Raw genomic sequence first — 11,125 nt, forward strand, 5'->3', positions numbered from 1 at the left:
GATTTCAATCCGGCAGGACTATTCCGCGCGGAACTGGAGCTTCGCCAGCCGGGCGTAGAGGCCGCCCTTGGCCACCAGCTCGGCGTGGGTCCCCTCTTCCGCGACGCGGCCGTCCTCCATGACCACGATGCGGTCGGCGCGAAGGACGGTGGCCAGGCGGTGTGCGATGACCAGGGTGGTACGGCTCTCCATCGCCTGATCCAGCGCCACCTGCACCAGACGCTCGTTCTCGGCGTCGAGCGCGCTGGTCGCCTCGTCCAGCAGCAGGATCGGAGCGTCGCGGACCAGGGCGCGGGCGATGGCCAGGCGCTGGCGCTGGCCGCCCGACAGGCTCTTGCCGCGCTCGCCCAGTGGTGTGGCGAAACCTTCGGGCAGAGCGTCGATGAAGGTCAGGGCCTGGGCCTCGGTCGCGACGGCGCGCGCGTCCTCCTCCGTGGCGTCCTCGCGGCCGAACTGGATGTTCTCCAGCGCCGAGCCCGAGAACAGCGGCGCCTCCTGCGACACCCAGGCGAAGCGGTTGCGGACCGCCGTCGGATCGGCCGCTCGCACATCGACGCCGTCCACCGAAACGACGCCGGCCTGCGGATCATAGAAGCGCAGCAGCAGGCGGAAGACGGTCGACTTGCCCGCGCCCGACGGCCCGACCAGGGCCACGGTCTCGCCGGGCCGGACGGTGAGGGAGAAGCCTTTCAATGCCGGGAGATCCGGACGGCCCGGATAGGCGAAGGCGACGGCCGACATCGACACTTCGCCGCGCGGCGGGCTCGGCAGGGCGACAGGCTTTTCGGGCGCGGCGATGTCGGGCGTTGCGCGCATCAGCTCGTCGATCCGCTCCATGGCCCCCGCGGCCTTCTGGACATCGCCCCAGCTTTCACCCAGTGCGCCGACGGCCCCGGCGACGAAGACCGACAGCAGAACGAATTGCAGCAGGGCGCCCGGCGACATCGCGCCCCGGACCACGTCCTGCGCCCCCAGCCAGAGCACCAGGGTGACGCCACCGAACATGACCACGATGACCAGGGCGGTCATCAGGGCCCGGGCCTTCATCCGGGTCAGGGACACGGCGAAGGCCGCCTCCACCGCCGCGCCGAAGCGGGCGATGGCCGAACCGACGCGACCAAAGGCCTGGACCGTCTCGATGGCGTCGACGCTCTCGCCCGCGAAGCCCACCGCATTGGCGAACCGGTCCTGAGACGCCACGGTCAGCTTGCGCACCGTGCGCCCGAACAGGAAGACCGGCCCCAGCAGGACCGGGGCGATCAGCAAGACCAACCCCGTCAGCTTGGGGCTGACCACGAACAGCATGCCGATGCCGCCGACCAGGGTCAGGAAGTTCCTGAGCGCGAAGGAGACCGATGTGGTCAGAAGCGTCTCGACCAGGGCGATGTCAGTGGTCAGGCGGCTAAGCACCTCGCCGGTCCGCATCTTCGCATAGAAGGAGGGATCCAGCGTCAGGATGCGGCCGAACAGGGCGGTGCGCATGTCGGCAATCATCCGCTCGCCGGTCTTGGTCACATAGAAATAGCGGACGGCGGTCGCGCCCCCGAGGATCAGGGCGTTCACGCCGAGCAGCAGGAACCAGCGATTGATGTGCGATCCGCCGCCGGCGAATCCCTGATCGATCGCCCCGCGCGCCGTGGCGGTCAGGGCCAGCGATGCGCCGGTCGAGGCCAGAAGCCAGAACAGGGCGAACAGGGCGTCCAGCTTGTGCTTGCCCAGATAGGGCAGCAGCCGGCCCAGGGGGCGGATGTCCTTGCGCTTCTGGCGTCGCGAGCCCGCCTCGCCCAGCTGTTCGACCAACAGGGCGCCGGCCCCGGGGCGTCCCTGAACGTCGGCGGGCGTAGCGGTCGGCGAAACGTCGGTCATGGCCGCCTCTTGCCCCGGAACGCCCTGCGGTGTAAACGCCGCCGCTCATTCCCGCCCCTGCTGGCGGGTTTTCTCATTTATGCGCACCGACGGTCGGCATCGTCATCGCGCCAGAGGCCGGACGACCATGAAAGCGAATACGCACCCCGACTACCACTTCATCACCGTCACCCTGACGAACGGCGACACGTATCAAACGCGTTCGACCTACGGCAAGGAAGGCGAAGTGCTGAACCTGGATATCGACCCCTCGACCCACCCGGCCTGGACCGGCGGCAACCAGCAGATGCTGGACCGCGGTGGTCGCGTTTCGCGCTTCAACAACAAGTTCGGCGGCTTCATCAAGAAGTAAGCCGGTTCCCCGCGTCGCGCCATTTTCTGGCACTGCGCTTTTGGGATCACGAAAGGCGCCGGTCCTGCGACCGGCGCTTTTTGTTTGCGTTGAACCTCGGTAACATCAGGGCGTTCGGCGTCCCGGGGGCAGTCCCTGGGGCGGCGGACCGATTAGAGCGGACTGAGATGAATCGACGGGAATTGGGTTTCGGCATCGCGACAGCGGCGATGGTTTCGGCTGCGGGTTCGGCCCAAGCCGCCCAGTTCCGCCGTTCCCGCCCCGCCCAGCCCGCTGCGGCGCCCGGCGGCCAGGCTGTCTTCGCGCCCCAGATCGCCCGCCTGCCCGCCAATGTGAAGGATGACGTCAGCGCCTTCTACACGGCCAACGGCTGGAAGGCCGTCTGGACCCCGGCCCAGATGCAGGCGCTCAACGCCGTCGCCCGCAAGTCCGAAAACCACGGCCTGGCCGCGACAGACTTCTTCGACTTCGTGGGTCTGGCCGCCGATCCGGCCTCCAGCGACGTGCGCACCACCGCCGCCGCCATCCTCTACGCCCGTGTCCTGGCCGAGGGCCGCGTCCGGCCCGAGGACGTGGAAGACCTGTGGGAGATGGGCAAGAACCGCGTCGACATCCCGACCGGTCTGAACGCCGCCCTGGCGCAGAACCAGCTGGCCCAGTGGTTCGACGGCCTGCCGCCCACCGACATCGGCTATACCAATCTGTCGAACGGCTATCTGCGCTATCGCCGCCTGAGCCGCGCCGGCGGCTGGCCGACCTTCAACCAGGGCGCTGGCATCGAGCCGGGAATGAGCGACGTGCGCATTCCGGTCCTGATCGAACGTCTGGTGGCCGAGGGAGACCTCAGCGCCGCTGACGGCGCGCGCCTCAAGGCCCAGGGCCTCACCTATGGCGACGAACTGCAGACGGCGGTGCGCGGCTTCCAGCAGCGTCACGGTCTGCTGCCCGACGCCCGGATCGGCACCGGCACCCAGCGCTCGCTCGGCGCCTCGTCCGACGACCGCGCCCGCCAGATCGCCCTGAACCTGGAACGCCGCCGCTGGCTGAAACGCGAGCTCAATCCCGAGCGGATCGAGGTCAACACCGCCGCCGCCATCATGGTCTACTGGAAGGAGGGCCGTCCGGTTCACTCCAACCGCGTCGTCGTCGGCTCGGCCGAGAACCAGACCCCCAGCCTCGAGAAGCCCTTCGCCTCGGTCGTGGCCAACCCGCCCTGGTACGTCCCGGCCGGCATCGCGCGCCGCGAGATCCTGCCCCAGGGCCCGGCCTATCTGGCCGCCCGGGACATGTATATTTCCAACGGCCAGGTGATCCAGCGCGCCGGACCGCAGGCCGCGCTCGGCTATGTGAAGTTCGAGCTGCGCGACAGCTACGCCATCTTCCTGCACGACACCCCGGCCAAGGGCGCCTTCGATCTGGCCACCCGCCAGCGCTCGCACGGCTGCGTCCGGGTTCAGGGCGCGGTCGAGTTCGCGCGCCTGCTGCTGTCGCCCGATCCGCTGCGTCTGGCCGAGTTCGATACGGCCCAGCAGACGCGTGAGACCCAGCGCATCCAGACCGGCCGCGAAATCACCGTGCGCCTTCTCTACTGGACCGCCTTCGTCGACGGTCAGCAGCGCGTGGCCTTCCGTGAGGACGTCTACAAGCGCGACCAGAAGCTGGCCGAGGCCTTGGGCATCGCCGTCAACCTGCCGGTGCCCGTGGATGACGGCGCCGCCGTCGCCAACGACGTCGGGCCGTAGGCCCTAGATGGCCTCGGGCGTGTTCGACGCCCACGCCGCTTCGAGACGTTGGATCAGAACCGGATCGCCTGAGAAGGCGTGATCGCCGATGGCCGTCACCGCACAGGCGGGCGTGGCGCTGTTGCAGATGAAGGCCTGATCGAAATCGGGCAGATCGGATAGATGCAGAGGCCGCGTCTCCGACGTCAGGCCAACGCTCGCCAGCTCCTCCTCGATCAAGACCTGGGTCACCCCCGCCAGCATGGGCGCCGCCGGCCAGGTGACGCGGTCGCCTTTCACGAAGCCGATGTTCCAGAGGCTGCCTTCGGAAATCAGTCCTGCCTCGTCGACGAAGATGGCGTCGTCGAAGCCGGCATCCTGCGCCTGTCTCCGTGACTGGATCAGGCCGAACAGGGCCGTGTGCTTCAGATGGGGGGCGTCGCGCGCATAGACCCGCGTGGCGACTCTGAGCGAGGCGGCCAGCGGCGGCGGCGGATCGGCCGCCATGGTCATGACCTTGGGGACGCCGCGCCAGGACGGCGTCCGGGCCCAGAGTTCGGGCGAGAACAGGCTGACCCGCAGCCAGCAGGCGTCCCGCCCCTCGACCGCCCCCCGCATCAGGTCGCGAAGCCGGTCCTCCCCGGGGCTTTTTCCGAACAGCTCGACCGCCGAGGCCTCTAGCCGCGCCAGATGCCGCCCCAGCCCCCGCGCCGCGCCGTCTTCGACGCTGAACGAGGTGTAGGCGCCATAGTTGACCAGGGCCAGATAGGTCAGGTCGTCGGTCGAGGCGGGTTCGCCGTCGATGAGGATCGGCGGGAACCCGGTCATGCGATCAGCTTTCGCCGCCGTCCCCGGTCCCTTCGACGCCTTCGTCGCCACCGACCTCATCATCGCCGCCCGGCGTTTCCGCCAGACGCTCGACCGAGACCACCCGCTCGCCGTCGCCGGTCTTGAAGATGGTGACGCCCTGGCTGGAGCGGCCGACCACGCGGACCTGTCCGACCCGGGTCCGGATCATCTGGCCGCTGGAGGTGACCATCAGCAGTTCGTCGGTCTCTTCCACCGGGAAGGCGGCGGCCAGACGGGTGCCGGCGCGACCACCCAGGCCGTGGGCCGTCAGCCCCTGCCCGCCGCGACCCGTGCGGCGATACTCATAGGCCGAGGACCGCTTGCCGAAGCCGCTGTCGGTGACGGTCAGGATGAACTGCTCCGCCGCGCCCAGTTCGGCGATGCGTTCGACGGTCAGGGCGGCGTCGCCGACCACCTCGTCATCGGCCTCGGGCGTCGAGACATCCTCGTCGCCATCAGCGCCCGCCAGAGCCTTGCGCATGGCGTTGGCGTGCTTGACGTAGGCGGCGCGCTCTTCCGGCGTCGCATCGACGCGGCCCAGCACGGCCATGGAGATGACCTCGTCGCCGTCCTGAAGCCGGACGCCGCGGACCCCGGTCGAGTCGCGACCCTTGAAGACGCGAACATCGTCGGCCTTGAAGCGGATAGCGCGGCCCAAGGCGGTGGTCAGCAGGACGTCGTCCTCTGCCGTGCACAGGGCGACCCCGACCATGTGGTCGTCGTCTTCGAGCTTCATGGCCAGCTTGCCGGCGCGATTGACTGTGGCGAAATCCGACAGCTTGTTGCGGCGCACGTCGCCCGACTTGGTGGCGAACATGATGTCGTAGTCACCCCAGGACGCCTCGTCCTCGGGCAACGGCAGGACGTTCATGATGCTGTCGCCCGGCTCGATGGGCAGCAGGTTGACGAAGGCCTTGCCGCGCGAGGTCGGCCCGCCCAGCGGCAGGCGCCAGACCTTGAGCTTGTAGGCCTTGCCGTTGGTGGCGAAGAACAGCACCGGCGTATGGGTCGAGGCGGAGAAGACGCCGGTGATGGCGTCCTCGTCCTTCATCGTCATGCCCGACTTGCCCTTGCCGCCGCGATGCTGGGTTCGATAGGCGTTCAGGGCCACGCGCTTGACGTAGCCGCCGTGGGTGACCGTGACGACCATGTCCTCGCGCGGGATCAGGTCCTCGTCCTCCATCTCGGCGTCGCCCTCCCCGATCAAGGTGCGGCGCGGCACGGCGAACTCGTCCTTCACCGCCAGCAGGTCCTCGCGGATGATGGCGATGATGTTGGCGCGGTCCGACAGGATGGTCAGGTGGCCCTGGATGGTGTCGGCCAGGCCGCGGGCCTCGCCGAAGATGTCGTCACGGCCCAGGCCGGTCAGACGCGACAGGGTCAGGGCCAGGATGGCGCGAGCCTGTTCATCGGTCAGGTTCAGCTTGTCGCCGTCGATCAACATCGAGCGCGGATCGGCGATCAGTTCGACCAGGGCCAGCATGTCGCCGACCGGCCAGGACTTGGCCTGCAGGCGCTGACGCGCTTCCGCCGGATCGGCCGACGAGCGGATGATGTGGATGACCTCGTCGATATTGGCCACGGCGACGGCCAGACCCACCAGGACGTGGCCCCGGTCGCGGGCCTTGGCCAGTTCGAACTTGATCCGGCGGACCACGACTTCCTCGCGGAACTCGAGGAAGGCCTCCAGCAGTTGGCGCAGCCCCATCTGCTCGGGCCGGCCGTGGTTCAGGGCCAGCATGTTGACGCCGAACGACGACTGCATGGCGGTGTAGCGCCACAGCTGGTTCAGGATCACGTCGCCCGAAGCGTCGCGCTTCAGCTCGATCACCATCCGCATGCCCTGACGGTCGGATTCGTCGCGGACGTCGGAGATGCCTTCGATCCGCTTCTCGCGGACCATTTCGGCGATTCGCTCGATCAGGGTCTGTTTGTTGACCTGATAGGGCAGTTCGGTGACGACGATCGCCTCGCGGTCCTTGCGGATGGTCTCGATCGAGGCCTTGCCGCGCACGATGACCGAGCCGCGGCCGTCGCGCAGGGCGTTGCGCGGCGCGGTGCGGCCCATGATCTCGCCGCCCGTCGGGAAGTCGGGACCGGGGACGATGTCCAGGATGGCGTCGTCGGAGATGTTCGGATCGTCCAGCAGGGCCACGGCCGCATCGACGATTTCACCGAGATTGTGCGGCGGGATGTTCGTCGCCATGCCGACGGCGATGCCGCCCGCGCCGTTGACCAGCAGGTTCGGGATCCGAGACGGCAGGACGACCGGCTCCAGCTCCTTCTCGTCGTAGTTCGGCTGGAAATCGACCGTGTCCTTGTCGATATCGGCCAGCAGGGCCACGGCCGCTGGCGCCATGCGCGCTTCCGTGTATCGCATCGAGGCTGGCATATCGCCGTCGACCGAGCCGAAATTGCCCTGGCCGTCGACCAGCATCAGACCCATCGAGAACGGCTGGGCCATGCGGACCAGGGCCATATAGACCGAGGCGTCGCCGTGCGGGTGGAAGCGACCAAGCACGTCACCGACGACGCGCGCGCACTTCGAGTACGACCGCTCGGGCGTCATGTTCAGGTCGTGCATCGAATAGAGGATGCGACGGTGCACCGGCTTCAGGCCGTCACGCGCGTCCGGCAGGGCGCGCGAGACGATCACACTCATGGCGTAATCGAGGTAGGAGCGTTTCAGCTCGTCCTCGATCGTGATGGTCGAAATGTCGGAACCGCCGCTCGGTCCTGCAGGAGGTGCGGCGTTTTCGTAGCTGTCGTCGGTCAAGGAGTTTAGGCTTTAAATGGCCGGAATCGGAACGTGATCCGCTGTCCGGTTTTCTAGCATCCGTGGCGTCCGGAGGCAAAGTTTACGCCGGTTTCGACGTCGTCCGTGAAAGGAAGAATCCATGCGCGCCCTCCCCCTCGCCGCCGCCTTCGCCGCCGGCACCCTTCTCGCCTCCGGAGCGGCTCTCGCCCAGACCGCGGCGCCTGCTCCGACGCCCTCCCCGGCGGCCCCGCCGCAGGCCGTGGTCATCGCCGCGCTGAAGACGGCGGACGGCGCCGAGGCCGGCACGGTGACCGGCTATGAGGGTCCCAAGGGGATGATCTTCCGCGTCGTCGGCAAGGGCTGGCCCGCCGGCTGGCACGCCGTCCACCTGCACGCCGTCGGCAGCTGCGAGGCGCCCGGCTTCACCTCGGCCGGCGGCCATGTGAACCACGCCGAGGGCGCCCGGCCGCACGGCCTGCTCAACAAGGACGGCGGCCCGGATTTGGGCGATCTGCAGAACGTCTTCGCCGCCGCCGACGGTTCGGCCAACGCCGACGTCTATCTCGCCTGGGAGGGTCTGGACGCGCACGAGAGCGACTATGTGGACGCCAACGGCCTGTCGTTCGTGGTCCACGCCAACGCCGACGACTATGTCAGCCAGCCGATCGGCGGCGCGGGCGGCCGCATCGCCTGCGGCGTGTTCGAGCCGGTGGTCGTCACCGCTCACTGACCTCCTGTATCAGGCCTTGGCCGCGCCGGCGCGCAAGCCCCGCTCGGCCAGGGCCACCACCGCGACCCCGGCCATGGCGATGGCCGAGCCGATCAGGATCTGGGGCGTCAGAACGTCGCCCATCAGACCCCAGCCGATCAGGATCGAGACCACCGGCGTCGCCAGCAGATAGGGCGTCACCCGCCCGGCCTCCCGCTTTTGCACCAGCCAGAACAACAGGGTCGTCGCCACGACGGAGGACACGACCCCGGCCCATAGCAGCGAGATCCAGACGATCGGGGTCGCGGCCTTCACGGCCTCGATCTGATGGTGTTCGAAGACGGCCGAGCCGAAAGCCATGACCGGCAGGGTGCCGACCGCCAGCATGGCCTGCATCTTCAACGGCGGGACCGAGGTCGTCCGACGCGCGACCACCGTGGTCAGGGCCCAGGCGGCCGCAGCTGCGATCCCGACCAGGATGGCGCGCCAGTCCTGGAGCGCATGGGCGTCCAGCGTCATCCAGCCGACGCCGACGAAGGCCACGACCATTCCCACCATCGCCGCCCGGCTGAGCCGTTCCTTCAGCAGCAGGAAGGCGAACAGGGCCGTGAACGGAATCCACAGCTGGTTGGCGACGGTCACCGGGCTGACGTCCCGGGCCAGCCAGTAGGCGGTGTAGACGAGGCCGTACTGCAGCGACCCGCCCACCAGGACGATGATCAGCAGACTTTTCCAGTCCGGAAACGGCGGCCGGATGAAGCCGGCGAGACAGAGGCTGGCGATGCCGAACCGGATCGCCCCGACCAGCAGGGGCGACATCTGTTCGGTGGCCACCTTGGCCCCGGCGTTGTTCACGCCCCAGATCACGATGATCGCGACGATCGCTCCGATCTCGAGCAGGGTCAGCGGGCTGTGCGGTTTGTCGGGCGTGGTCACCGCTCGCCTATCGCACGCCAAACGCAAAACGTCGGCTCAAAATGCATGAGCCGACGTTGCAGGGTCAGATTGTGACCGGCAGACCTTAGAACGGGATGTCGTCGTTCAGGTCGTAGCTTTCGCGCGGGCCGGAGGGCTTGTTGGCGCCGCCGGTGGAGAAGCCGGACGAATAGTCGTCGTCGTTGCCGCGACCGCCGCCGCCCTGCGAGGCGCCGCCACCGTCACGACCGCCCAGCATGGTCAGCTGGCCGTTGAAGCGGCCGATGATGACCTCGGTCGTGTATTTCTCGATGCCGTCCTTGTCGGTCCACTTGCGGGTCTGCAGCGAGCCCTCGACATAGACTGTCGAACCTTTTTTCACATAGTTTTCAACGACCTTGACGATGTTGTCGTTGAAGACCGAGACGCGGTGCCACTCGGTCTTCTCCTTGCGCTCGCCCGAGGACTTGTCGCGCCAGGTTTCCGAGGTGGCCAGGGAGAAGTTGGCGATGCGGTCGCCGTTCGGCATCGACCGGATTTCGGGGTCGCGCCCCAGGTTGCCGACCAGAATGACCTTGTTGACGCTGCCCGCCATGATGCTCTCTCGTTGTCTGCCCCGCGCCCGTCCGTGGGTCGCGGCTTGCTTGAATGCCGTGTCCGACGATCAGTCGTCGGAGGACCGGCCTAGCGCGCAAAGGCCGCCAAGCCACCCCCAGTTAAGACATCCTAAACGAAAGCTTGTGGATGTTCCAGCTTTGTTCTCGCCAACCCTGTGGGACCGGGAGCCAAAGGCCGCTCGCCTATTGGGCCGGAGCGCGCTCGATCGTGCCCGGAGTGGCCAGACGGCCGTCGCCGGTCCGGGCCAAGGCGAAGAACCGCTGGCCTTCCAGGGTCTTGCCGAACCAGACGCCCGCGCGATCCAGGAAGATGAACTGGCCCTGATAGGCGCCGACGATGTCGTTGTTCGATCCGCCCATGCTCAGAAAACGCAGTCGCATGTCTTCCAGCCGGGCCGCGCAGTCCTCGATGCGGGCCTGATCCCGGGCCAGAACATTGAAGCGCGGTTCGGCCTTCTCGCCCGCGTCCGGCAGGGCGACGCTGTAGCAGACGCCCTGATCGAACGGGGCCTTGGTCTGGGTCGAGCAGCCGGCCAGCGCCCCTGCGGCCAGAACCCCGGAGATCGCGGCGACGAGGGAGATGCGCATCAGTTCAGTCCCGGAAATTGGCAGCTGCGGTCTTGTTCGGCGAGGACGCGGAAACGGCTGTTGTCGCTCGACTGTTCCACGCGACGGGGCACCAGACGCAGGGTCTGGTCGCCCCAACGGCCGTACTGGGCGTCGCCCGGACGGCCCACGCACTGACCGGCATAAAGGGCTTGGACGCACTGACCGAGCGTCGTCCCGGTCGAGACGGTCCGCCATTCATTGCCGGTGTAGCGCAGGCAGGGGCTGCCGTTGACGATGGCGGTCTGGGCGGGCGCGGGATGAGCGTCGGTCGGGGTGGCGGCGGCCGGGGCCTCAACCACCGGCTCGGCGGCGGGGGCGGCAGGCGGCGGAGCAAAGGCGGCGGTCGGGGCGGCGGCAAGGGCGCCGGTCTCGTCCAGACCCACGTCCAGGGCGTCGGTGGCCAGGCCGTTGCGCCGCGCGCAGTCCGCCAGGGTGGCCATGCCGACGAACTGGCCGTTGACGAAGCAACGCAGTTCGCGCGTCGTCTCAAGCACCGGGGCCTCGGCCAGATCGATGTTCAGACCGCCGCGAGAGGCGGGCGGCGCCTCAGGCGTCTTGTCGCCCCCGCCGGCGAAGACCAGCCCCGCCACCACCGCGGCGATGACGACCAGGCCGGCGCCGATCGCGATGATGGTTCGATTGTCGTTGGGAAACGCCATGGAGCACTCGCGGGGGACCGGTGCCTCAATAACCCCGCCATCACCCTTGAGGTCAACCGCCAACCGTCAG

Annotated in this window: 10 protein-coding genes; 3 read left to right on the top strand and 7 right to left on the bottom strand. The window is 68.3% G+C overall.

What is annotated here, in order from left to right:
- Nucleotides 1-18: 18 nt before the first annotated feature.
- Nucleotides 19-1,866: an ABC transporter transmembrane domain-containing protein gene (locus IFJ75_RS11850; RefSeq protein ID WP_207868394.1), complete on the bottom strand. Its 1,848-nt coding sequence runs from the start codon at nucleotides 1,864-1,866 to the stop codon at nucleotides 19-21.
- Nucleotides 1,867-1,993: 127 nt separating this feature from the next.
- Here IFJ75_RS11850 and rpmE point away from each other — a divergent pair, with 127 nt between their 5' ends.
- Together rpmE and IFJ75_RS11860 are read left to right on the top strand one after the other, a co-directional pair.
- Complete coding sequence (gene rpmE / locus IFJ75_RS11855) at nucleotides 1,994-2,218, top strand: 50S ribosomal protein L31 (protein ID WP_207868395.1); 225 nt, start codon at nucleotides 1,994-1,996, stop codon at nucleotides 2,216-2,218.
- Nucleotides 2,219-2,385: 167 nt separating this feature from the next.
- Entirely contained in the window at nucleotides 2,386-3,960 is a 1,575-nt protein-coding gene (locus tag IFJ75_RS11860; protein WP_207868396.1) for a L,D-transpeptidase family protein, read from the top strand.
- 3 nt (nucleotides 3,961-3,963) lie between these two features.
- Here the strand turns inward: IFJ75_RS11860 and IFJ75_RS11865 are convergent, their stop codons facing one another.
- Together IFJ75_RS11865 and gyrA are read right to left on the bottom strand one after the other, a co-directional pair.
- Complete coding sequence (locus IFJ75_RS11865; RefSeq protein ID WP_207868397.1) at nucleotides 3,964-4,767, bottom strand: aminotransferase class IV; 804 nt, start codon at nucleotides 4,765-4,767, stop codon at nucleotides 3,964-3,966.
- Between the two features lie 4 nt (nucleotides 4,768-4,771).
- A complete protein-coding gene (gene gyrA / locus IFJ75_RS11870) occupies nucleotides 4,772-7,564 on the bottom strand; it encodes a DNA gyrase subunit A (RefSeq protein WP_207868398.1) in 2,793 nt (930 codons plus the stop codon).
- 121 nt (nucleotides 7,565-7,685) lie between these two features.
- Here gyrA and IFJ75_RS11875 point away from each other — a divergent pair, with 121 nt between their 5' ends.
- Entirely contained in the window at nucleotides 7,686-8,276 is a 591-nt protein-coding gene (locus IFJ75_RS11875; RefSeq protein WP_207868399.1) for a superoxide dismutase family protein, read from the top strand.
- Nucleotides 8,277-8,285: 9 nt separating this feature from the next.
- On the opposite strand, the gene IFJ75_RS11880 is transcribed toward IFJ75_RS11875, so the two are convergent.
- The 4 genes from IFJ75_RS11880 to IFJ75_RS11895 all read right to left on the bottom strand — a co-directional run bounded on the left by IFJ75_RS11880 (nucleotide 8,286) and on the right by IFJ75_RS11895 (nucleotide 11,055).
- On the bottom strand, nucleotides 8,286-9,191 hold the full coding sequence (locus IFJ75_RS11880) for a DMT family transporter (protein WP_207868400.1): 906 nt from the start codon (nucleotides 9,189-9,191) through the stop codon (nucleotides 8,286-8,288).
- A gap of 85 nt (nucleotides 9,192-9,276) precedes the next feature.
- Nucleotides 9,277-9,765, bottom strand: a complete 489-nt coding sequence (gene ssb, locus IFJ75_RS11885) for a single-stranded DNA-binding protein (RefSeq protein ID WP_207868401.1) — start codon at nucleotides 9,763-9,765, stop codon at nucleotides 9,277-9,279.
- Nucleotides 9,766-9,970: 205 nt separating this feature from the next.
- On the bottom strand, nucleotides 9,971-10,375 hold the full coding sequence (locus IFJ75_RS11890) for a hypothetical protein (RefSeq protein ID WP_207868402.1): 405 nt from the start codon (nucleotides 10,373-10,375) through the stop codon (nucleotides 9,971-9,973).
- Entirely contained in the window at nucleotides 10,375-11,055 is a 681-nt protein-coding gene (locus IFJ75_RS11895; protein ID WP_207868403.1) for a hypothetical protein, read from the bottom strand. Before IFJ75_RS11895 ends, IFJ75_RS11890 begins: the two co-directional genes overlap by 1 nt.
- Nucleotides 11,056-11,125 lie beyond the last annotated feature (70 nt).

The sequence above is a fragment of the Brevundimonas goettingensis genome (assembly GCF_017487405.1).
Classification (GTDB): domain Bacteria; phylum Pseudomonadota; class Alphaproteobacteria; order Caulobacterales; family Caulobacteraceae; genus Brevundimonas; species Brevundimonas goettingensis.